General features: G+C 51.5%; 22 protein-coding genes. 14 read left to right on the top strand and 8 right to left on the bottom strand.

What is annotated here, in order from left to right; all coding sequences use genetic code 11:
* The first annotated feature begins 32 nt into the window (after positions 1–32).
* Positions 33–878, top strand: coding sequence for a mechanosensitive ion channel (locus IPI29_11945; GenBank protein ID MBK7413258.1), 846 nt, complete (start codon positions 33–35; stop codon positions 876–878).
* Here IPI29_11945 and IPI29_11940 read toward each other — a convergent pair.
* Positions 868–1,122 carry a DUF2164 domain-containing protein gene (locus tag IPI29_11940; GenBank protein ID MBK7413257.1) on the bottom strand — a complete coding sequence of 85 codons (255 nt, stop codon included), beginning with the start codon at positions 1,120–1,122 and terminating at the stop codon, positions 868–870. The two genes, IPI29_11945 and IPI29_11940, sit on opposite strands and share 11 nt — an antisense overlap.
* Positions 1,123–1,146: 24 nt before the next feature.
* A complete protein-coding gene (locus IPI29_11935; protein MBK7413256.1) occupies positions 1,147–1,641 on the bottom strand; it encodes a DinB family protein in 495 nt (164 codons plus the stop codon).
* A 107-nt stretch (positions 1,642–1,748) separates the two neighbouring features.
* On the opposite strand from IPI29_11935, the gene IPI29_11930 reads away from it, so the two are divergent.
* A complete protein-coding gene (locus IPI29_11930) occupies positions 1,749–2,486 on the top strand; it encodes a hypothetical protein (GenBank protein ID MBK7413255.1) in 738 nt (245 codons plus the stop codon).
* Positions 2,487–2,493: 7 nt separating this feature from the next.
* Here the strand turns inward: IPI29_11930 and IPI29_11925 are convergent, their stop codons facing one another.
* The 5 genes from IPI29_11925 to IPI29_11905 all read right to left on the bottom strand — a co-directional run bounded on the left by IPI29_11925 (position 2,494) and on the right by IPI29_11905 (position 11,442).
* The gene (locus IPI29_11925) at positions 2,494–4,116 is read right to left on the bottom strand and encodes a tetratricopeptide repeat protein (GenBank protein ID MBK7413254.1); all 1,623 of its coding nucleotides are present in this window, start codon (positions 4,114–4,116) and stop codon (positions 2,494–2,496) included.
* Between the two features lie 134 nt (positions 4,117–4,250).
* Positions 4,251–5,030: a carbonic anhydrase family protein gene (locus IPI29_11920; protein MBK7413253.1), complete on the bottom strand. Its 780-nt coding sequence runs from the start codon at positions 5,028–5,030 to the stop codon at positions 4,251–4,253.
* A gap of 5 nt (positions 5,031–5,035) precedes the next feature.
* Positions 5,036–7,108, bottom strand: a complete 2,073-nt coding sequence (locus IPI29_11915) for a T9SS type A sorting domain-containing protein (GenBank protein ID MBK7413252.1) — start codon at positions 7,106–7,108, stop codon at positions 5,036–5,038.
* 524 nt (positions 7,109–7,632) lie between these two features.
* The gene (locus IPI29_11910; GenBank protein MBK7413251.1) at positions 7,633–10,077 is read right to left on the bottom strand and encodes a hypothetical protein; all 2,445 of its coding nucleotides are present in this window, start codon (positions 10,075–10,077) and stop codon (positions 7,633–7,635) included.
* Positions 10,078–10,311: 234 nt separating this feature from the next.
* Positions 10,312–11,442 carry a BamA/TamA family outer membrane protein gene (locus IPI29_11905; GenBank protein MBK7413250.1) on the bottom strand — a complete coding sequence of 377 codons (1,131 nt, stop codon included), beginning with the start codon at positions 11,440–11,442 and terminating at the stop codon, positions 10,312–10,314.
* A gap of 128 nt (positions 11,443–11,570) precedes the next feature.
* Between IPI29_11905 and IPI29_11900 the strand changes: the two genes are divergently transcribed.
* From IPI29_11900 to IPI29_11845, 12 genes are all read left to right on the top strand, one after another.
* On the top strand, positions 11,571–11,999 hold the full coding sequence (locus tag IPI29_11900; protein ID MBK7413249.1) for an Rrf2 family transcriptional regulator: 429 nt from the start codon (positions 11,571–11,573) through the stop codon (positions 11,997–11,999).
* Positions 12,000–12,040: 41 nt separating this feature from the next.
* A complete protein-coding gene (locus tag IPI29_11895; GenBank protein ID MBK7413248.1) occupies positions 12,041–12,736 on the top strand; it encodes a DUF542 domain-containing protein in 696 nt (231 codons plus the stop codon).
* A 28-nt stretch (positions 12,737–12,764) separates the two neighbouring features.
* Complete coding sequence (locus tag IPI29_11890) at positions 12,765–13,238, top strand: cytochrome c (protein ID MBK7413247.1); 474 nt, start codon at positions 12,765–12,767, stop codon at positions 13,236–13,238.
* Positions 13,239–13,311: 73 nt separating this feature from the next.
* Positions 13,312–15,231 (top strand): Sec-dependent nitrous-oxide reductase, encoded by a 1,920-nt coding sequence (gene nosZ / locus IPI29_11885; protein MBK7413246.1) that lies wholly within the window; start codon positions 13,312–13,314, stop codon positions 15,229–15,231.
* Positions 15,232–15,243: 12 nt separating this feature from the next.
* Positions 15,244–15,834: a hypothetical protein gene (locus IPI29_11880; protein MBK7413245.1), complete on the top strand. Its 591-nt coding sequence runs from the start codon at positions 15,244–15,246 to the stop codon at positions 15,832–15,834.
* Between the two features lie 14 nt (positions 15,835–15,848).
* On the top strand, positions 15,849–16,295 hold the full coding sequence (locus IPI29_11875; protein MBK7413244.1) for a nitrous oxide reductase accessory protein NosL: 447 nt from the start codon (positions 15,849–15,851) through the stop codon (positions 16,293–16,295).
* A 33-nt stretch (positions 16,296–16,328) separates the two neighbouring features.
* Positions 16,329–17,114 (top strand): FixH family protein, encoded by a 786-nt coding sequence (locus IPI29_11870; GenBank protein MBK7413243.1) that lies wholly within the window; start codon positions 16,329–16,331, stop codon positions 17,112–17,114.
* A 2-nt stretch (positions 17,115–17,116) separates the two neighbouring features.
* Positions 17,117–19,123 (top strand): TonB-dependent receptor, encoded by a 2,007-nt coding sequence (locus IPI29_11865; GenBank protein ID MBK7413242.1) that lies wholly within the window; start codon positions 17,117–17,119, stop codon positions 19,121–19,123.
* Complete coding sequence (gene nosD, locus IPI29_11860; protein MBK7413241.1) at positions 19,120–20,358, top strand: nitrous oxide reductase family maturation protein NosD; 1,239 nt, start codon at positions 19,120–19,122, stop codon at positions 20,356–20,358. The genes IPI29_11865 and nosD overlap by 4 nt, the downstream gene beginning before the upstream one ends.
* Positions 20,355–21,077, top strand: a complete 723-nt coding sequence (locus tag IPI29_11855; GenBank protein ID MBK7413240.1) for an ABC transporter ATP-binding protein — start codon at positions 20,355–20,357, stop codon at positions 21,075–21,077. The genes nosD and IPI29_11855 overlap by 4 nt, the downstream gene beginning before the upstream one ends.
* Entirely contained in the window at positions 21,074–21,856 is a 783-nt protein-coding gene (locus IPI29_11850) for an ABC transporter permease subunit (GenBank protein ID MBK7413239.1), read from the top strand. Before IPI29_11855 ends, IPI29_11850 begins: the two co-directional genes overlap by 4 nt.
* Before the next feature lie 38 nt (positions 21,857–21,894).
* Positions 21,895–22,443 (top strand): fasciclin domain-containing protein, encoded by a 549-nt coding sequence (locus IPI29_11845; GenBank protein MBK7413238.1) that lies wholly within the window; start codon positions 21,895–21,897, stop codon positions 22,441–22,443.
* A 64-nt stretch (positions 22,444–22,507) separates the two neighbouring features.
* Here IPI29_11845 and IPI29_11840 read toward each other — a convergent pair whose 3' ends face one another.
* A complete protein-coding gene (locus IPI29_11840; protein ID MBK7413237.1) occupies positions 22,508–23,878 on the bottom strand; it encodes a hypothetical protein in 1,371 nt (456 codons plus the stop codon).
* Positions 23,879–23,896 lie beyond the last annotated feature (18 nt).

Below are 23,896 nucleotides of genomic sequence, written 5' to 3'. Positions count from 1 at the left end.
CACAATAATAGCGCATTCATGCTGGGGTTTCAATGAACGACATATTCACCTACCTCTTTTCCACGCCGGTTGTGAGCAACAACGAGGGGTCGATCTCGTTAATGGCCGTTGCCGAAGCACTGGCGTTTGTGATCGTCGTTGTTGTTGTTTTGCGGTTCATTCGGCGCTCAGTAGTGAAGAAGCTTTCCAAACGGCCCGGCATTAATGTTGGTCTTGCGAATTCGATCTTGACGATCACGAATTATCTGATCGGATTTGCACTGATCTGGTTGATGATCCAGTTCCTCGGCATCAATCTGAGAGCACTTGCCTTTGTTTTTGGCGCTTTGAGTGTTGGTATTGGATTCGGACTGCAGAACATCGTCAACAACGTAGTCAGCGGACTCTTCATTCTCTTGGAACGTCCCGTCAAACTTGGTGATCGTGCTGTAGTTGATGGGATGGAGGGAGATATCGTGGAGATCGCCATCAGAGCAACCACGGTTCGAACCAATGAGGGGGTTTCTGTTATCGTCCCCAACTCCCATTTTATCTCTTCATCGGTGATCAATCGCTCCCTCGACGATGAGATCGTGCGCTACCGTATCCCCGTGAATGTTGCCTATGGAACCGATCCTAATACCATACGAGATGTCCTCTTACAAGTGGCCGGCTCCAAGCCCTATGTGTTATCAGAGCCCCCTCCCGTAGTGATCTTTGAGGAGTTTGGAGACTCGGCAATGAAGTTCTTCTTATGGGTGTGGACCAGAGAAATGTCTCACAAGCCAATGGTTCTGAGGAGTGAACTGAACTTTGCGATCAACGAGGCCTTCACAGAGCACGGCATTCGAATACCGTTTCCACAACTTGATGTACACGTGAAGCAGCCTATTTCTTGAACTCTGTAGGTTGTTCAAGAGTGTAGATCGCCTCTTTCACATCATCGATGCGCTTCATCAGCGCAGCTTGGGCATCATACAGACCACGGTTGTAGTAGTACGGCCCAAGCTCGCGCGTGAGGAAGTCGAGCAAGAATTCCGCGTCGAACCTGCCTATCTCATGATCGAGTTCAGATTCGAAATAGGCCAAGAGCTTGGTGGTGATCAGCTCACGTTCGCCGGGGGTAAAGGTGATGGTAGACATGGGGAATAATCTACCACCTATACCTTAGAAATTCTGCTCGTCTGCACTTGGTCCGTATGTCCCGGGAATTGGGACGTCGAGCAGACGGAGGTATACACCGAGTTGGGCGCGGTGGTGGATGATCTGACTGATCGTCATCTGGATCACTTCATATCTCGTGGAGACCGAGTGGATCACATCTCCCGTTCGAAGTGTCCAGTTCCCGTCAAGCGACTCTTCCTTAGCCTGAGCTAGTGTTTCGAGAGCCTCCTGCAACGACTTCTCCAAGAGAGCAAGCAGATCGTCAGCTGACGCAATAACAGGCGGGTCGTACGGCATCGTCGCAAAGTCCAGCTCTTCTGACGTAAGCGTCATTGTTACCCACGTTGGCAGATCTGCCACGTGTGTTGCCAATGACTTCATCACCATGCTCTTCGGGTGTGGACGCCAGTCGAGCTTGTCAGCCGGCACGCGGGCCAGCATGTTCTTTGATTTACCGCATTCCAGTATCAACTGCTTGGTGAATAGGTCTAGTCTCATTGTACCTCCATTGATAGAAAAAGAGTGGATGCGAATATATACAAAACGTATAATTCTCTATACGTTTCGTTGTTTGGAGCACCATTATTTATACATAACTTCGAAACATGACCATTCAAGACGTTATAGCGGAGCTTGAAGAGATCTCCTCATTGGCGGTTTCCGAAGGTGCTCGGTATGGATACTTTGCAACGTTATACCTTGGCATGACGCGATCCGTCCGAGATGCTTTAGGGAAGGGGCTTTATGATAACGACGCCCGAATGGAGCACCTTTGCGTAGTGTTCGCCCAACGATATCTCGATGCCTTTGCAACGTGGCGGGCAGGAAAGCCCCCTACCAAGTCCTGGGCAATTGCGTTCTCACACGGTCAGCGCGATGAGATCACTACGATCCAGCATCTATTGCTTGGTGTGAATGCCCATATCAATCTCGATCTTGGAATAGCCACACAGAACGTTGCCTTGGGTTCGGATATCGATCAACTGAAGCCTGATTTTGACCGGATCAATGATACGATCTCGACGTTGTTCAATGTTGTGAAGGGGCGGCTGCGATCGATCTCGTGGCCGATCCGATATCTCGATGATATGGGTGGTTCTTTCGATGATCGGATCGCTACGTTTTCAATTCGCATTGCACGAGATGAGGCATGGCATTTTGCGAAACGACTACACACGTGGCCCGCATTTGACCATGCGAAACTCGTCGCGGAACGAGATATGTCGATCTCATTGTTCGCTCAACGAATCATCGATCCCGGCTTTACAGCGAACCTGATCCTACGTCCGGTGAAGTGGGCCGAACCGCGAGACGTGCGGAAGATCCTGGCTGCACTTCGGTAACCGTCATTCAATGTCGGATCAGAACAGCAGTGAGATTCACGTCGGATGCAAGCCCGAGTTTCTTGCGAATAGAATAGCGATGACTCTCTACATTCCGCAATGAAACAGACAACAGCCCGGCAATCTCTTTGTTCGAGAGATTGATCTTCAACATTGCACACACCTTGAGCTCCGTTGGTGTGAGTTTTGGATAGGACTGCGAGAGTTTTGTAAGAAAGTCTTGATGAAGATGTTCAAACTTCTCTTCGAACCGGACCCATTCGTTGTCATCTCGAAGATCAGTGTTGATCTCTCGCAACACATCCTTCACGACATCACGCAAATCGGGATGTTGTTCGGTGTGTGCTGATATCTGCTTCCGGAGTCGTTGTAGGAAGGCATTCTTGCCCACCAATCGCATTGCCATCGACGCGAGTTCCTGAGAACGAACCTCCATCAGTTCTTCGAGATGAGCGTTCTTGATCCGGAACACTTCGCTCTCGCGTTCGGCACGTTCAACATCGAATCGCGACTGCATCTCGGCCACGGCACGCTGTCGGTCCAAGGCATACAATCGCTCCTTCATCTCCGCACACTCTTGTAGAGCATCATACGCTCGTTGATGATCTCCCGCACGGGCATATGCTTGAGCAAGATGTCCCAACGCTTCAACAAGCAATTGATCAAGCGCGTGTGTCCTTGCGATCCCAATCGCACTCTCGAAGATCTCGATCGATGATGAGGGGGCTTTCCCGGTTGACAGAATCGCCCCCTTACACAACAGCGCTTGTGCATGAAGGTCGTGTCTCTTGATGCTCAATGCCATACTAGCTGCTGTTGCATAGTGCTCCAGAGCTTTCTTGGACTTCTTCTGCAACTCGTGTACAGAACCGAGTTTGATGTGCGTAGCTGCTGCATAGCGCTTCTCACCAAGCGTAGAGAAGATCTCCAATGCATCGGTCAATGCATGTGTTGCCTCATCGAAAGCACCGCGTGCCTTATAGTGGGTTGCTATGGCTTCGAGTGCATGGGCCGTTCCGTACGTGTTGTTGGAGGCACGGGCTAAATCAAGCGAACGTTGGTCGTATTCAAACGACCGATCCATGTCGCCCAAGTAATAGTATATGTTGCTGACGTTACCAATGTTCACACCAACATTTCGTTGATCGCCGAGTGTTTCGTTGATACGCAGGGCCGACAGATAGGCTTCCAATGCCAGTGGGTAATTGGCCAATTGTTGATGAATCATTCCGATGTTATTATATGCCGAGGCAAGTCCGGGAGCATCGTTGAGATCTGCAAAGACATCAATTGCCTCCTTAAGACTTGTCAGTGCTTCGGCAAAACGCATCATGTCTGACCGAACAACACCAAGCACAAGCAGACTCTCTCCGCATCGCATCTTGTCTTGAAGATCTCGTGCAAGTTCCAGAGCCGTTGTGGCGCTAAGGGAGGCGGCTGAATACTCTGTGCGTGTTTCGTAGCACCAAGCGGCGGCATTGAGCGCGTCAACGATGGCTTCGTTATCTCCAATTCTCTCTGCTCGCTCACGTGCCTCCGTTGCACACGCAAGCCCTTGTAGTGGGTCGGTGCGCGAGTTCGCCTTTGCCTGAAGGAGCAGCTCCGTTAGTACTGATGATCGAACGGCCATGGGTGAAACATGCTCTCAGTAGTATATCAGTACCGGCAATATCGACCATGCAGCCGATACTTGCTCAACGTTGTTGGGGTAAATCGGGATCGGGGTTGGTTTTTGCTAGCCCCTTTCCCGCCCCAACTTTTGCCCTACTTCGGCTGTTCAACCGTAGGGCGTCTGCCGTTGATGGCTTGCACGGGTCTGTTATTGTCATGGATACGTCTGTGAATCTCATCGATCACCCTAGGGTGGGTAGGCCGCATCTCACGCATCACTAGCCATTGCACATTTTCTGTGCAAGGGGGCGTTGTGTAGGAACCAACGTAATGATAGGCAGCCGTTGACGAAGGAAGATGTTTGTCGAGATCGATGATCACGTCCTTAAGCTCGAGCTTTTCTCCTGGTTTTGAAGGCAGGTGCTGAATCAGCTTGTCGTAGCTAGACTCAGCTGAACTATCAGATGAACACAACACGGCAAGCACAGCAAAACGTCCGTCATCACTCTGATGAACAAAGTGGACTTCCATCGGAAATGTCCTGCCCCCTATCTGATGTTCACTTGGTGTATGAAAGTGAAATTGTTTCAAAGTATACGTTACGCCATCTACATCGATCGTGCTTCCGGGGTCACACGTAACCTGTATCGTGTGACCATTGTTGATGATCTCTTCCACATGTTCATTGTGTGATATCGCCAACGTCGTTGTACCATACTTCCGTTTCACGTTCTTGGTACCGGACGGAGAGCCTTGTGGAATGTCGATCGGCGATTGCTGCTGTCCATTACCGCATACGGCATAAACGGGAGAAAGAGAACCCCAATTCTGCGGTCCGATCTTCCCCGTATACCCCCAATGCTCCGGCCGCGCAGACTTATTGGAGGAACATGCTGCAAGGCAGCACATGGCGAGAAGGACGAATGTTCTCATCGTAACTACTCACTCTTAATGAACGATGAACATGAAACGTGATCTCCGCGTTGAATCATCACGATATAGAAGCCAGGTGGAACACCCTGTACATCGAAGATATGCGAATCCGATGTGACGTTATTGCTCCGTTGAATGACCTGACCTGTGCAGTCAAGCAACAAGAGAGTACATGGCCCAGATGAAGTTGCCAATTCAACTGTTATCTGCTCTGTGGCTGGGTTCGGATGGAGCCGAACAAGAGGACCTTGCGTTGCAGAAACAGCATCTTCGGCGATCGAGGTGGAGTTGTTGTTCACTAGGAGTCTGGCGACGTTCTGTCGGGCGACTGAATTGACGGTATCAAACTCACCGAATACAAACAGGGTGTCGCGTGAAACAACTCTTATACCCCTAACCTGTCCATCGACCACACATCGGAAAGTATTGTCCCAGGAGCCATCACTATTGAATCGAGCAACGTGGGTGGAGTCAATACTTGTGCGGTGATCATACAAACGTCCTGCCATTAACGGTCGATCATCGAGATCAATTATGAGATCGTTGAGTGTTAAGTATATCCTCTCGGTACTGCGGAATGTGCTATCAAGTTGGCCATCGGAATTGAGCCGTAGAATTCCTCCGCGGGCGGCATTATCGACGTGAGTATAGTCTCCCGCGATCACAACATTGTTTCTGCTATCGATTGCAATATGGGTTACGGTCCCCCATGAACCTGCGTTGAGTCCCTGTGTTAACGTCCACGGGGTTTTGAATGAGGTGTCGAGTGTGCCGTCAGGGAACAAGCGTATAACCTGCTTCACTGACTGACCATTGTATTCGTTCATCGAGCCCCCTACAATGATCTTTCCGTCTGTCTGAACGGCTAGAGCATAGACAAAGCCCTTCACTCCGGTACCCGGGTTAAATGATGTATATACCGCGCCCTCAGAGTTCAAGCGTGCAATGCCCGGTCGAAGAAGGTTGTGTACGTATTTAAAGGACCCCGCAATAATGACATCGCCGTTCTCATCGAAGTGAACCGCGCTAATACTGTGAAGAAGATTGGTATCGATGATAAACGTTGTGTCTTGTGTGCCGTCTTCAAGGAGTCGGTAGAGCGTTGAAAGCCTTGGTGGTCCAGGATTCATCGACTTTTCCTCAACGTCCAGTGCAAGCAGTCTACCATCCGCCTGCAGGTAGGTCTTTGCGACGGAGTGATATCCCAGCTGTTCGCTAGGATACGTGCGCTGACGATATCCTTCGGCAAGGTTGCCGCTCGCATCTGTGGTAAACGATGGACCAAGAACAACAGTGTCGAGGGATGCTTGTGTGCCTCCAATGATCAACGATCCACGAGGCGTCACCTCTACAGTTGATACTGACCCATCCAGACCTTTATGGACATTGACGCTGTGATCGATCCGGCCACTCGAATCAAATCCAAACATCCCTTGATGATTTACCCGATCTACGATTCCGAGGTATCCATAAGCCAGTGCTGTTGGACTTCCATCGTGCGATATTCCGTAGATACTACCTTCTCCAAGTTCATCCATCGTGAAGGTGGTATCCACTTCGCCATTGGATAGGTGTCGTTTCAATTCAACACGACCGACAAATAGTGTCCTTGTTTGCACTTGACGTGTTGTGTACAGTTTACCATTCGGAGCGATTGAAATCAGGTCCCCGTAGTCAAATTTTGTGACGAACGTTGTATCGACGAAACCTTGAAACGAATATCGACGCAGCCGTGGTATCGTATCTCCGTAGTGTGAATAGCGACGCTGAACCAACACTCCGTTTCCACCTTGTGTCGCAACAGCGGTTACCCACGATCCGGAATCAAGTCGCACATCGAACGTCTCATCAACATCACCGTTCGGGTTGAGACGAGCCACTCCAACTCTCCGGATCCCTCCGATGGTATCAAATGAACCGCCGATGTAGATGCGTCCTAGCGAGTCAATTGCTATGCTGTTAACACTACCATCCGACATCGAAAGGCGTTGAAAGCTAGGGTCTATCTTTCCCTCTGATGTTAGGCGTATGCAAGCATACTGTGTGCGAGTCGGCTCACTTCGAATCACTCCCCCCAACAGAATTCTGTCGAGTGAATCGATGCACAAGACTTGCAGTAAAGCACCCGTTATACTGTCAGCTGAAAAATCAGTGTCGACAACACCATTCTCATCGACCCCAAGTATTCAGGTGTAGAACCGAGCCGTCTGACCATACTCTTGTTTGCTGATACCTACAACGATTCTTCCTGACTTTTGACGCGCAAGCCCGAACGGGTAATGTCCTGTGGATTTGCTATATACTGGCAACCAAGGCACCCATTGGCCATTCTGATCAAGTTTTGCAATGCCGGTTGTTTGGTTAGAGGCACGCAATGTAAAATCGCCGAGCGCAAACCTACTACCATCTTCAAGGGGCAGCATTGTATATAGTCTTATAAAATCGACCGAGCTCCTTGGCGATTGACTAACCACTCCAAACGTAGTGTCTATCTTCAGAACCTGTGCATGGACGATCAATGACCCGCTGAAGAACAGCGCAAGTACTAGAATTCTCATGTTGCCCCCTCTATGCACTGAATACGGAGACCAGATGGCATCCACTAGTGTGATATGATCATCGTGGTACTCCCGTTTGATGTATCAGATTGATACAAGATATGGTACACCCCAGTTGATAGGTTATGTACATCAACCATTACATCGGATGCCTCACACTGGAGCGTATGCACCTGTACTCCGCGTACATCAATGATGTGCAGAGTAACGACTCCTTTGACGTCGGGGAAATGTAGATTTATATACTCGGAAGCTGGATTGGGTTGTATGCTGACCCCTTGCTTTGACGTATAGGACTCTACAACGCCAGAGGGCGTCCCGATACGGAACCTCGCCATGCTCGGCTGCTGGATGTCGCCGATCGTTTCGAACGAGCCCACGGCATAGAGTGTATCAGGTGCCACAACGTGGATATCAAGCACACTTCCATTAATGGCTACAGAGAATGCGGGATCTAGGGCTCCGTCTGCGCTGCATCGCGCAAGTCCAGAGGTCTCCCCCATCGTGAAGCTGCCGGCAATGATGACACCGTCCTCCCCGTCAACAGCTATGTCGTTGATCGACGAGAACCTTCCCATATCTGGTGCAAAAGTTAGATCTAGCTTTCCATTCGGACGCAGACGCGCGATGTTGGTATAGATACGAGCATCAACGTTGTCGAACCGACCGGCAATGATTATGCCCCCTTGCGAATCTTGCGCTAGGTGATCAATCGCTACCGTTGTACCCTCTACATACCCGAGCGTGATGTCTGCGGAGAAGGTGTCATCGAGCTGCCCGTCTGGTTTCAGTCGAATGAGCCTTTGTACTGGTGTGCCATTATAGGAGACAAGTGCACCGGCAAGAAGCACCCGACCATCTGTCTGAATGAGTTGCGCCGTTACATTACCGTCTATTCCGGTACCAGTGGAGAATGTCGGATCAACGGCTCCGTTCGCGTTGAGCCGAGAGAGATGAAAACGCGTTGGAGCACCAATCGCACGTGTAGTCCAAACAACGTGAGAACGTCCGTCCGGCAGAAAATCCACTCGGGCGATGGCACTATCCATATCTGGCGGTAGACGATACGATGTATCGCGAGATCCGTCGGTGCGCAGTCGATAAAGAGTGCCCATGGAATAGCCACTCTCGAAAACCAGGAGCGAACCGTCCGGAGTTTGAAGCATTTTCTGTGCATATACCGTTCCAAGGATGGAATGGTGTAGACCACGCTGACGGAATTCAGGGTGCAGAGTACCGGAGTTACTAGTTGCAACCGTCGGTCCTATCACTGTAGTGTCAATGCTCACAAGTGTACTTCCAAGTACAAGTGTTCCATCCTCGCGATGAAGGACTGAGGCGATCGTGCGTATTGGATTACATGGGAGATTGTAGGAGTGATCGATAGTGCCGACAACGTCAAGGTTCATGAGCCCCGGATGATATCGTTCGCCAACCACTTGAAACTCTCCGCCTACCAGGATTCGACTATTTGCTGCCATCGCAAAGGTGATGATGCCGCTTGTAGGGGGTGGTTGGAAACTTGCATCTATCCTTCCATCAGCGTCGGCCCGTTGGATCGTCCCATTGAAATATCCGCCAATGATAAAGAGTCCACCATTCCCGTCATGCATAACATCGGTGGGTGTGTACGAAGCTGTGTCATAGTCTGCAAAGGATGGATCGAGAGTTCCATCAAAATGATAACGCCTAATGAAGGGGCTTGCATCAGCAAATCCAGGGCCTCTTCCAATAACGATGATTCCTTTGCCGGACTGCACCAGTATATCGATGATGAGCTGCCCATTCGCCAGGCCGATATCAAAAGAAGAATCTACCTCACCGTTGGGTTGTAATCGCACGATGCCGACTCGCCTGTAGGCAACCACCGTGTCGAAGTTTCCTCCGAGATAGACCTTGCCATCATCAGTGACGGCAATAGTGCGAGCGCCACTCCTATTGATGTGTAGTCGGGAGTACAGCGGGTCCACCACTCCATCAGCACGGATCTTCACACATCCATACGACATGTTTGTTTCCGACACAATAAACCGTCCGCCAAGGAAGACAGCATCATCATCGCCAATCGCTTTGTCCCAGATATACCCATTGACAATCGAATCATTCGACGTAGCACTGCGAAGGCTTCCGTCAGCTCCAACTACGAAGTGGCCTATCGTATTACCCCCCGTTGAACTTCTAGAAGTGAGAATGCTGATATCACCATCGGACCTCTTTAGAATTGCGTCCTCAATGTTCTTACCGAACCGTGGATCACGCTGGTACAAGGGAATGTATCGTCCGGCCGCATCAAGACGCACAATGCGCATCACCGAGTCCGCTTTGAGATCAGTGAAGGACCCTAGCGCAATCGTTTTTCCAGCTCCAAGGTGGACGATCGCATCAACAATGCGTGGCTGTACGTCCGTGCATGTAACAGGCAGAATTGATCTGAACGATGTATCAAGCGATATCGATTGCGATTTCGTGCCGCATATCGATACGCACATGACAAGAGCTACTAACTGTAAACGCATTGCATGTCCCTCCAACTGATATAGACCAGATTCCCCTGACTTGGTTTCCAACCCCTTACTGCTCTCTCTACCTCGACTCCGCTCAGCATGACATTCGGCTGTGTTCATCCGGGCACGGCTTGCCGTGCCCTTACCGTCGATTGTTCGATGATCTCCATTCGCTGTTCGCTATTCGCTGTTCGCTGTTCGCTATTCGCTATTCGCTATTCAGAAAGCTTCATTGAAACTAAGGTAGAACTGCACATCCCCTCTCGCTACACCCGCATCGAGTCGAAGTGAGATCCGTTCCTTTTCGTCAAATACGAAGCGCAAGCCCCCTCCCCAACCTATCCAAAGGGATCGTGGGGAGAGGAAGTCCAAGGAAGGGGCTACTTGGCCCGCATCGACAAAGGTTGCTCCGCGAAATTTCCAAATGATGGGGAACCGGAGTTCAGCACTTGTGAGGAAGGATATCCGGTCTCGTTGTTGTGCGTCGATCACACCGCGGAGGTTGTTGTTTCCGCCGATAGAAGGCCACATTATGAAGGTTGGTGTTCCGGCAACGTTCTGGAGCAACAGTCGCGCTGCGAACGATACTCCGTCAACGATCTGTGTGTATGCTCTGAGATCAGCCGAGGTGAGCGTGGCAGTGTAGGTGCTTCCAAGGGTCTCACCATACGCTACAAGTGTTGCCTCACAGAAGAGCCCCTTCCTTGCATCGAAGTTGTTGTCGCGAGTGTCATAGGAGAACATCGGACCGATACCATTGTACCATCCGCCGGAGCTGCCGAGGATCTGACCGTTGCCGAGGGGACCTATTGACCCATCCTCTCGTGGTTCGATCTTCTGTATGTGGTCGTATCGTACGTCAAGTCGGAGCCCGGCACTCAGTCCGTTCTGTACCTTCGCACCGTTCAACGCATGTAACGCACGTACCTGCACACGAAACCCATTGGGAGTGTAGAGTTCAGCATTCGATGATGGGTTCTCGTTGCCGATCCCAAAGAACTTGTAGGGGTAGAGATACCATTCTGCAAGGCCCTCTATCCGCATTCGATTGCTGTCGAGATAGATCTCGGGGTAGACGCCAGCCGAGAACTGTGCATTCTGTGTGGCCTGCAACGCAACAGCCATAGATGAGGCCCTGAACGTTGCATCAGACTCTGTTCTGTATTTCAGAAATGCTGTGAGAACACCCATAAAGCGGGTTTCCGGGAAATACGCCACGATGGGGATGATCTCCCAATCGAATCCCGTTTGTAAGGTGTCAGGGGGCGTTTCCGCCGCACTGATGATCCCAACACACAGTGTACAGGCCAGCACGAACCCATTCAAGAAGAACCGTATAAGGGATTGCATATCTGGGCTCAATCTACCGTCTGCATCAATGTTGAAGATGTTTTTCAAAAAAGGCTTGCATGGAATTATCCACACGCTTAAGTTTGCGATAAGAGACTCACGTATCACTAATCAATGCAGCGCCTGCCATGCTCTCCAAGTCCTCAACATATGCCATCCAGGCACTTGCCTATCTGGCTTCCAAGGGGACAGAGACGGAATACACGCCGATCTCTGAGATCGCAGAAGCAATGTCCATCCCCTACCACTTCCTTAAGAAGATCATGGCGGAGCTTGCTCAGAAGGGGCTCCTCCACTCACAACGAAGTGCTAAGGGTGGAGTTGGACTGAGCAAGGAAGCTAAATCGATCGCGTTGGTAGACATCATCGTGGCGTTAGATGGTCCGGCGCTCTTTAATGAGTGCCTCCTCGGACTCCCTGGCTGCGGAGAAAAGACACCCTGTGCCATGCATAACGCTTGGGCAACTGAACGTACCCGCCTACGACTCATGTTTTCATCCACCACATTGGCCGATATCGCTAGCCGCGTCCAAACAAAGGGATTCAGGATTTCCTGAAGCTCTTGGACGCGTTAGTGATATGCGACTCCTTTATCCCCATGGTCACCATACAATCACCTATCTCTGAGATCCTTCGGGACTCCCCCAAGTCTGTTGGAGTATTCCATAGGCTCGGGATCGACTATTGCTGCGGAGGAAAGACCCCTCTAAACGAGGCTTGTCAGGACCGAGGCATCGATGCTTCAGATGTCCTACGAGAGGTTCTCAGTATCACCGATGGAGAGGCATTTGGGAATCTCCATGCGGACCTCTGGTCTACGGACTTCCTCGTTTCCTTCATCGTGGCAAATCACCACAGCTTCCTCCGAACCGTTCTTCCACTTGCCATCGGACAAATGTCTAAGGTGGTTTCCAAACACGGCGAACGATTCCTGGATGCTCCTGCGATCCTTGAACTGCTGCTTGAATTGCAATCCGCTCTGCTTTCACATTTGGATGATGAAGAACGAGTTCTCTTCTCCTCGTCCAAAGTCAATCTATCCTCGGAGCAGATCCGATCGATCGTGGCCGCCCATGAAACAGAACACGAAGAGGTGGGTAGAAAACTCCAACGTCTTCGTGCTATCACCAGCGATTTCACTCCTCCTGAAGGTGCCTGCACAACTCATCGTTCGGCTTACACCACCATGCGTGCCTTCTACGAAGACACAATGCAACATGTCTACCTCGAAAATGCAGTGCTGTTCCCTCAGATGCTTGAGCAGATCTCTCCAACCTCAACAACCCACCATTAAGTACTACTCTCATTGAACGGAGTCTATCATGAAAACAACTCTCTATAGCAAGCTACTTGGCCTCTCGCTAATGCTGCTTATGGCAGCAGGCCTGGTTGCTTGTTCGCAAGACAACGGAGACAAGAAGGAAGAAGCCCCTTCCTTTATGGAAACTCAGCAGGAAAAGAAGACCTACGGCAAGATCCAGAAGGTAGATGTGGGTCCGAACATCGATGCCACGATGTCAAAGGCAGGCAAGGAGACATTTGAAGTGAAATGTACGGCCTGCCACAAGTACGACGAACGGTATGTAGGCCCTGCGTTGGGAAAAGTTACTGAGCGTCGGACACCGGAGTACATCATGAACATGATCCTCGATACCGAGACCATGATCGAGAACGATGACACGGTGAAGTGTCTGCTTCAAGAGTTCATGATGAAGATGCCAAATCAAAGTGTTGATGAAAAGGATGCTCGCAGTGTTCTCGAACACCTCCGCGAACATGCTGCTACAGCGAAATGATGAAATCACGCCCTCTCACTATTTCAGGAATACTCGTATGATCACGTCGAGATCCATTTTACGCGGCTGCCTTATGCTCGTGGCCGCACTATCACTCGTCTCGTGTTCCAAGGACGAAGGCCCGTCCGGTGGCGCACTCTCTGGAGATGCTGCTTCGCGCGTCTACGTAGCACCGGGACAAAAGGACGAATTCTACAGTTTCGTTTCCGGTGGCTTTAGCGGTCAATTGGCTGTCTATGGCATACCAAGCGGCAGACTCTTCCGCGTGATCCCTGTCTTCTCCGTAGATCCGGAAAAGGGATGGGGCTTTACAGAAGAGACCAAGCCGATGCTCAATACATCACACGGATTCGTACCGTGGGATGACGCTCACCACCCTGACATGTCGCAAACAAGCGGCGTTGCAGACGGTAAGTGGGTGTTCATCAACGGAAACAATACGCCCCGTATCGCCCGCATTGACCTTACAGATTTCCGTACGAAGGAGATCTTAGAGATCCCGAACAGTGCCGGCAATCACTCCTCGCCGTTCTCAACCGAGAACTCAGAGTATGTAGTGTCCGGTACGCGTTTCTCGGTTCCGATCCCACAGGAAGACATCTCCATCACACAGTACTCGGAGAAGTTCCGCGGTGCTCTCACGTTTGTGAAGGTTGATAAAACATCCGGTCAGATGGATATCGACTTCCAGCTGCTCGTTCCTGGATTTGACTACGACCTTGCACGTGCAGGTAAGGGCCCATCGCATGATTGGATGTTCATGTCGTGCTACAACACAGAGCAAGCCAACACGATGAAGGAGATCAACGCTTCGCAGAACGACAAAGACTTCATCATTGCGATCAACTGGAAGAAGTGTGCGGAACTTGCTGCGCAAGGCAAGGGCACGATGATGAACGTAGACTATGCGCACAATGTCTACAATGATGCCACACACTCCGCAACGTCTACCATCAAGAAGCAGATCCGCATCCTCACAACAGCAGATATCAAGGGTGCCCTCTACTACATGCCAACACCGAAGTCGCCACACGGTTGTGATGTTGATCCTTCCGGCGAGCTCATTGTTGGAGGTGGCAAGCTTGCAACGGTTATTCCTGTTATGTCGTTCAGCAAGATGTTGAAGGCTATCGAAAGCGGAAAATTCGACAAAGAGATCGACGGCATTCCCGTATTGAACTACAAGGACTGTCTTGCAGGTGAAGTTGTGCGTCCGGGCCTTGGACCTCTGCATACAGAGTTCGATGGAAAAGGTTATGCGTACACATCGATGTTTGTTTCGTCAGAGATCGTTAAGTGGTCACTCAAGGACTTCAAGGTCGTAGATCGCGTACCAACGTACTACTCAATCGGTCACCTCAACATCCCAGGTGGCAACTCAACCAAGCCCTGGGGTAAGTATGTGATCGCCTACAACAAGATCACAAAGGACCGCTACCTCCCTACAGGTCCGGAGCTCACGCAGTCTGCACAGCTCTTTGACATCTCGGGTGATAAGATGAAACTTCTTCTCGACTTCCCAACGATCGGTGAACCGCACTATGCTGTTGCATGCCCGGCAGACCTGATCATGAAGAACTCTCGCAAGATGTATCAGCTCAAGGAGAACAAACACCCCCATGCAACGCTGAAGGAAGCAGACACAAAGGTTGTTCGCAGTGGAAATGAAGTACACGTCTACATGACCTCTATCCGTTCACACTTCTCTCCTGACAATATCGAAGGTGTGAAGGTTGGCGACAAGGTCTACTGGCACGTAACCAACCTTGAACAAGACTGGGACGTTCCGCACGGTTTTGCTGTGATAGGTGCAAACAACTCCGAACTCCTCATCATGCCGGGCGAAACCTGTACGATGCTGTGGGAACCAAAACGCGCCGGCGTCTTCCCATTCTATTGCACGGACTTCTGTTCTGCACTTCACCAAGAGATGCAAGGGTACGTACGCGTATCCAACGGCGGTAGCGGCCAAGTATCGTGGAACAAGAAGTAACGGAGCATCATCATGAAACCCCTTCATCGGATACTGATGGCACTGGGAGCAGTGGCGCTTCTTGGACTCTTCTTCTTCCCAATGTGGTCTATCACACTCGAAGCACCTCAGTATCCGAAAGGTAGTGAGCTAGGTATCAACATCCACATCAACAATGTTGAGGGATCCCGTCCGAATGATCTCGACAACATCAACAACCTCAATCACTACATCGGTATGAAGCGGATCGAGCCTGATTCGATTCCTGAACTGAAGTATATGCCTATGATCGTTGTCGTTCTCGTTGGTCTCGGCCTCATTGTCGCTGCCTTCGGAAAACGTTGGATGATCCTTGTCTGGTTGGCGTTGTTGACCGGTGCTGGAACACTTGGGATGTATGATTTCTGGCTTTGGGAGTACGACTATGGACACAACCTCGATCCGCATGCGATCATCAAGATCGAGGGAATGTCCTATCAGCCCCCTCTCTTCGGCACAGAACAACTCCTGAACTTCACCGCCAGCTCCTACCCTGCTATTGGTTTTGCTTTCATCGCACTAGGCGGACTCCTTGCCGTTGTTGCATGGTGGCTTAGCCGTCAGACCAAGACCTCACACACGTAATCCATCGAAGCCCCATGAAAACACTCGTCATCATCTCGATCCTCGCATGTACACTTCTTGTTACCGCGTGCTCTGAACCAGAACCAAGGGACATCGCCTACGGCAGTGACCAATGTGCGTCCTGCCGAATGGGCATCACTGACCAGAAGTTCGGCTCAGAGATCGTTACCAAGACCGGAAAGACCTACATGTTCGATTCGCCGGAATGTATGATCGAGTGGGCTGAAGGGGGCTCCGTGCAGAAGTCTGATATCCACTCATATTGGGTCACTGACTTCCTCCAACCCGGAAGCCTGATCGAAGCTCGCACGGCATGTTATCTCGAAAGCGACATGATCCACTCCCCAATGGGAATGAACGTGGCTGCCTTCCGTGATCAACATGCCTGCGAGCGCGCTCGGGTAAACTTCGTGGGCAAGGTTAGAACGTATGATGACGTTGTTCAGCTCGTGAACGACTGATCTCCATTCACCACACATTTCTCAATCAATACAATGACTATCCTCAAGCTTCTCATTATCTCGTTGACCGCCATCACCCTTGTGAGTTGCAGTACCACGACGGAACCGGTGCCGCCCCCAACTGTTGAGAGGTTGCTCATCAACAGTTCTTCCGACCTAGGATACACAATGGAGATCTATGCTGATGCTGCAGTTGATGTTGGATACAATCCACTCTACGTTCGCGTGAAGCATGACGGCAAGACCCTGAACGACGTCCACATGGTGGTCGTGCCAGATATGGACATGGGTATGATGCACCATAGCTGTCCTGTTGAACAGCCGGAGTCCGCAGTGTCCGACAAAGACGGTTTCTATCATTGTGCTGTGATCTTTACAATGCCTAGCACCACGGCGTGGAAAGTTGGCATTACCATTCATGATCACGAGGCCGACACAACCATCACTGTACACGTACCAATTTCTGTGGCTACGTCCGGCAATGTAAAGACCATTAAAGACGCCTCCAACGTGAAGTACGTTCTCACACTTCTCAACTCTCCATGGAAAGTTGGAATGAATGACGTGACGGTCAGTGCCTATCGTACGGTTGATGGATTTGATTACACACCTGTAGACAACGCATCCATGAAACTCGAACCAACAATGCCTTCCATGGGGCACGGATCAATGGGAAACATCGACCCGGTTTCCACTGGCAACAGTTGGTATACTGGTAAGGTCAATCTCACGATGACAGGAGACTGGCAATACGCTTTGACCATGACCACCGCAGACTCTCAGACTATCTCAACCGCATTCCAAGTTGTCGCCAAATAAAGATGTGGTACCGGACGACCATATCCGCTCTCTTCATTCTGTCATCTGCAACAGCTTATGCACAGGATTCTGTTCGCACCGTGATCGTGCGCGAAGTAGTGGTCGAGGCAGATCCTCTTTTGAGAACATGGCGTTTGGATCGCCCCATATCTACGTCGAGTTCTGTTGATGACCTCATGCGTCTAGGTGGGCTCACCCTCATTCAACGCGCGAACGGGTTTGCGGGCGAAGCCTCCATGTTAGGTCTCCGCGGTGGTCAGATGAATACATCCATCGATGGAATGAAGATCCATGCTGCCTGCGTGGATAAGATGGATCCGTCAACCGCTTATGTTGAGATCGACAATCTCTCCACTCTGGATGTCTCGTCGGACGCAACGGATCTGCGTTACGGCCAGAACCTCGGTGGCTCTGTGAACTTCACACTCAAACAGCCAACACTGAACTCCCCGGTTCGATCAGTGATCGATCTATCCGGTGAGTCCAATGCCTCCATGCGGAGGTTGCGGGCCGATCTCTCGGGAGGAACACCGGATCTAGCGCTTCGTGCCGGGTATACGCTTCGATCGGCCGACGATTTGCGTTCCGGCGACGGGTCTACGATCTCTCTCTCTGGATTCACCAAGCACAATATTCAGGTAGGGGGCTTGTGGCAGGCCGCAAAGCATGACGCCATCACAGCCACGTTCATCGCGGATCTTGCCACGGACGTTGGATATCCGTCGCTGATCATGGACACGCGTAGAGCACAAGCGCTTATCGGTGCCGTTGCATGGCGATCTACGTGGTCGCCGTCGGTCACTACTTCAGCGAAGCTCTACGCCAATGCGGTTGACCATACGATGGACGATTATGACCGTCCCCTCTCTGAGATCGAAAACCGCGACTTCATGCCCAACATGTACATGCCAATGGCGGGCACAACCAACGTCTATGGTCTGCTGGCCGAAGGAGCGTACACGGAGATGTCCAACGTTGTGAAAGTAGTTCTTGACGCTACGTATCTGGCTGCAACGGCAACGATGCAGATGATCCCGTTGGATACATCGGTGTCAACAATGAACATGACAAACATCGGTGACGCACGGATCGGAACGATCGGAACGAGCGCATCATGGGAGCATCTCGTGAGCGAAGATCTTACTATCCGAACCGGTGTTCGCGTAGACGTTTCCACACGGACATTACAAGATCAAAGTTTCCGAAGTGTTCTTGGCGGTTATTATCCGGGCGTCGACCTCGATCAGATCGCCGGCGCCATCTCCGTCAATGCCGCCGTGTATTACACCCTAGCAGAAGACGTGCAAGTTTGGTCTGTGCTGGCACGCAGCGAACGTATGCCTACGCACCTCGAGATGTATGGCTTCTGGCTCTACGATCCGCAGGCGAACATCGTAACAATCGGTCGTCCGGATCTCGCTAACGAACGTGCATGGTCTATCGATGTTGGGACCTCATATCGTACCGAAGACCTCCGTGCTTCTGTATCGGCATGGGTTCGACGGATCGACAACTATATCGCTCCAGTACCAACACAAGACACGGCCGCGTCTGGTCAGCCCCCTACCCGTTATATGGGTAGTATCGGCACAGCAGACCTCACAGGCTTTGACGCGAGTGCCACCATTCGCGTACTTCCATGGTGGAGTATGCAGGCATCGGTACGAGGTATCTGGGGTGTTGGTGTTACGATCGATGATCCACTTCCTCTTATAGCACCCATCCAGGCATCGATCCGGGCAGTTGTTGGTGAACGTGTACTGCAAGGTGAAGTGGCGGTCTATGCATCCGCTGCCCAGAAACGCATATCACGCTCGATCCTGCCGGAGGATGCTACTGCTTCTTGGGCACGAGCAGATGTCTTGATCGCATGGAGACCTATCACCGAACTACGGATCCAAGCATCGTGCACGAACGTTCTCGACACGTTCTATCACGAGCACACCAGCATTAACAACATGCCATCTCGCGGACGTTCATTCAATCTTGGCGTCCGAGCTGAACTATGAGATTCATCGCAACGATCATCGTCTCCCTTCTTGCCCTCAACGTATCGGCACATTCCTTCCGTGCCTATACGTCGGGGACAACAACCTTGCGTTCTGTATTGGCGTCTGCGCATGAAGGAGACACCATACTCGTCATGCCGGGTGTTCACAATGGTAGCGACTTTCTTGTTACCAAGCGCCTCACGATCATCGGTAAGCAGGGGGCTGCCGTGGATGCACGATCCAAGGGCGGTTCCATCTTCATCGTCACGGCTGATGGCGTGGCCTTTCGTTCCCTTACCATCCGCAACGTGGCCATGAGCTACGTAGATGACAATGCGGCCATCAAGGTGATGAAGCGCTCGGGGATCGACATCGATGGGTGTCGGATCGAGAATGGATTCTTTGCCATCTACCTCAGTAACTCCGCCAATTGCCGTATCGCGAACAACACCATCATCGGCACCATGCGCGATGAGTCCGCATCCGGTAATGGCATCCACGCTTGGACCTGCAGGAACATCCTTGTTACCGGGAACACCATCGTTGGCCATCGAGACGGCATCTACTTCGAATTCATGCGTCGAGGAACGGTCCTCAACAACCATAGCGAACGCAATGCCCGGTATGGCCTGCACTTCATGTTCTCGGACTCCTGCTCCTATCACAACAACATCTTTGGCGCCAATGGGGCCGGTGTAGCGGTGATGTACACCAAGAACATCGAGATGATCGGCAACACCTTCCGGAATAACTGGGGTCCAACCTCGTACGGACTGTTGCTCAAGGACATCACAGACGGACATCTCGATGGCAATCATTTTGAACACAACAGCATTGCCATTCACGGAGAAGGGGCTAGTCGGATCCTTATCGAGAACAACACGTTCATCCGAAATGGATATGGCTTCCGCATCCTCGGCGGATGTGAGGACAACACCGTTGTTCACAACACATTCGATGGCAACACCTTTGACGTAACGACCAATACACGCGAGTCCTACAACTACTTCCGCAACAACTACTGGAGCGGCTATGAGGGATATGATCTCAACCGCGACGGAATAGGCGACGTACCGTATCACCCTGTGCGATTGTATTCGTTGCTGGTTGAGCAGCTCCCCTCGTCCGTGATCCTGATGCACACAGCATTCATTTCCATGCTTGACCTGGCTGAGCGAATCGTTCCTACGGTAACACCGGAAACGCTGGTTGATGACAAGCCCCTTATGAAACCACTCAACAAGCGACCATGATCCGAATCGACCATCTTCAGAAGTCCTTTCGATCGCTGCGAGTGATCAAGGATCTCACAACAACCCTTCCGTCCGGGAGTGTAACAGCCGTCATTGGTCCAAATGGCAGCGGGAAAACGACACTCATGAAGAGCATCGTTGGTCTCGTTCAGCCAGACTCCGGATCGATCGAAGTTGACGGCACAACCACTATCAACAACCCATCAAGCCGAATGCACATCGGTTATATGTCACAGGTGGCACGGTATCCGGAGAACCTCACACCAACGGATCTGATCCAAATGGTAAGGGGCGTGCGGACCGGACTCACCACTGACATTGCAGATGAGCTCATTGCCGACATGCAACTCGAAGACCACATGAAGAAGCCGATGCGCGCCTTGAGCGGTGGAACCCGTCAAAAGGTGGGAGCTGTGATAGCGTTCATGTTCCGTCCAACAACATTGCTTCTCGACGAACCAACGGCCGGACTCGATCCAGTGGTGACGGAGCGGTTGAAAGAACGGATCTCCTCACTCCGTGACGGCGGAACAACGATCCTGATCACGTCGCATGTGTTGTCAGAGATCCAAGAACTCGCAGACCGCATCATCTACCTTCACGAAGGTCTTGTGATGTTCGATGGGGCTGTTGGGGAACTCTTAGCCCAGACCGGACACACATCTCTTTCGAAGTCTGTGGCATCAATTATGTCGAGAGAATTGGGAGGTGTGCAATGAGAACCACCTCACTCCTCCTGAAATACGTCGTGCGCGACGTGATGCGCAGCAAATGGCTTGGACTCTATCTGATCTTCTTTGCAGCAGTGACCGAGGGACTTCTGTTCTTCACTGCCGGCGAGGCAAAGACCGTTGTTGGGCTGATGAACGTTGTGCTTTTGCTCATACCGCTCGCAGCTGCAGTGTTCGGTACACTTCACGTACACCACAATCGGGACTTTGTAGAGCTCATGCTTACGCAACCCGTCTCTCGCAACGCCATCTACGTTGCTCTCTACCTCGGTGTAAGTCTACCGTTCCTCATTGCATTTGTTGTCGGCATTGGCGTACCAGCTGCCGTGCATGGCGTGTTGCTTACCGCACCCATCCTTACCCTGCTTGCTACCGGTTGCGCCCTGACCATGGTCTTCTTTGCCATCGCCTACCTCATCGGCGTGGTTGTTCAGGACAAGGCAGCCGCGATGGGTGTAGCATTCATCTCCTGGCTTTCATTTGCCGTGCTCTACGATGGTGTGATCCTTGTTCTGACAGTCCTGTTCGCCGACTACCCTCTCGAAAAGGCCACCATTGCCATGGTTGTCTGCAACCCCATCGACCTTGCTCGCATCATTGTGATGCTCACATTTGACTATGCCGCGCTCATGGGCTATACGGGGGCTGTGTTTCAAGAATTCTTCGGCACAGCAACCGGTGTAGTTATCTCCTCCTGTTCACTCATTGTCTGGACGCTTCTTCCGGTCTTCATTGGCCGTAGAGCATTCGGGCGTAAAGACTGGTGATCGTTCTCAATTCTTCTCCCAACTTTCGGAGTTTTCACATGCGTACGTTATTGACACTCGCTCTCATCTGCACCACGGCTGTCGTGTTCGGATGTTCATCAGGCTCAGAGCAACCTAAGGAAGCAGAAGCAGTAGCAGGGGGACCATCTGGCCAGGCCCTTGTTCAGGATGATGAGTCGCAGCCTCACATCCTCAAGATCGCCGGTGGATCCAAGGATCACACAACACTCGTTGCCGCTGTAAAGGCTGCGGGACTCGAGAACACACTATCAAATGCAGGTCCCTTCACCGTCTTTGCCCCGACAGACGGAGCATTTGGGAAGCTTCCTGCAGGAACTGTTGATGATTTAGTGAAGCCGGAGAACATCGACAAGCTCTCTACGATCCTGTATCACCACGTCCTGACGTCGGCAATGGATCAATCGAACTTCACCAACGGTCAGGTCGTAAAGATGTTTGACGGTACTCCCGTGACCATGACCATCGACGGAGACGGTTGGAAGATCGATGGCGCTAAGATCGTCGGTTCTGTCCGCGCTTCGAACGGCTGGGTACACGTAGTGGATGCCGTTGTCGTTCCGAAGTAACTCTTACAACCTTGCAAATGAACGGGGTCGACGCCTAACTAGCGTCGGCCCCTTTCTTTTACCCCTACCACACTACCTGATACTGCATTACAACTTGTGACCTTCGCACACCCGTTGCTAACTGACCATACGGATCCGTCTCAACATCGATCCCCCACGTAGGACGGTTCTGAACTTCTAATGAAAGTCTGCTTCTGATTCCATCGAGCAGGAGACTGCATCCTATAGCGTAGAGGTCGGACAGGCGATGATCGAGGCGCTCATACCAAGAGAGTGTTGTGCTTACATATGGCATGAGGCCGGCGGTTCCGATCACCTTGGGGAAGAACACACCCACATGAGAATACACGGTGTTCCCTGTTCCGTAAAGCGGGTAGGTGTTCCCGAACGAGGGTCCGTATTGGGTAAGGGGCTTGAGTTGCGTGCTATCGGACGGGACCTGCATGGATGTGCCGGTGTTCATGGCGGCATTGTATCTCATGTAGTTTCTCCCGTAGTTGTTGTGGAAGAAACCGACGTAGGCACTTAGGGTGGTTCCGTTCCTGTCGATCGGTGCATCGTACATCGACTCCAGAGCCATAAGCAAGAGCTTCTCGTACAACGTGTCTGCACCAAGCGTGCGCCACATGGCACGAGGTTGATAGATCACGCCGGCGGCGATGTTAAAGACGTTGCGGGTTCCGTAATACGTACCTGCAAGATTCGACAACATGTGCGGTTCGTGATCACGGAACTGGTAGATCACGTAGGCTTGCTGCTGGAGCGTGTGGCCTACCTGAGCAAAGTTCGAGGAAGCACTTATCGGCGGTGGCGTCTGACCGTTGGTCGTTACCGGAAACGGATCAGATAACGCCACGCGATAATCGATGGGTCCTATCTGCCCCCTAGCCGTAAAACTGAGTTTGCGACCGAAGACATCGGTCTGTTCTACCGTTGCCTGACCGAACATTGGTATGTCCATGGTAGGCATTGCGATCACGGCCGGCTGTGAGAACCGACTCAGTCCATTTACAAAGGCAAGTCCGGCACCGAGCTTGAGTTCATTCCCGCTCGTCACGCGGTATTCACCAAAGAAGTCGTGGAAGAACGCTTGGATCCGGCGGTTTCCACCATAGGAGAAATTGGTGTTGTAGTTGTTGAACCCGTAATGCAGAAAGAGCGACGCGCGGTCTGTGATCTGCGCAAAAGCCTGGATCCGCGCACGTCGGATGCCAATATCAAACGTCTCGCTCTCCGGCAATCCCTGCACCATCGTCCCAGGATTGCTCTGATTATACCGCAACCAGAACTGCCCTACGAGCTGCACCTTCAAGACCTTTGTGGTATCAGGCTGGGTACCCCAGTTCAGATCTTGGGCTATAAGCCCTGCCCCATTCCCAGTCACAAGAAGGATGGCGACAATGAAACCTATGGGACTAATAGCGGTTGTTCGCATCGGGTGAAGTTAGGAAGC

It is taken from the genome of Ignavibacteria bacterium, from assembly GCA_016707005.1.
In the GTDB taxonomy this organism is placed as follows: domain Bacteria; phylum Bacteroidota; class Ignavibacteria; order Kapaibacteriales; family Kapaibacteriaceae; genus UBA10438.
This window is presented reverse-complemented; position numbering and strand designations above follow the sequence as displayed.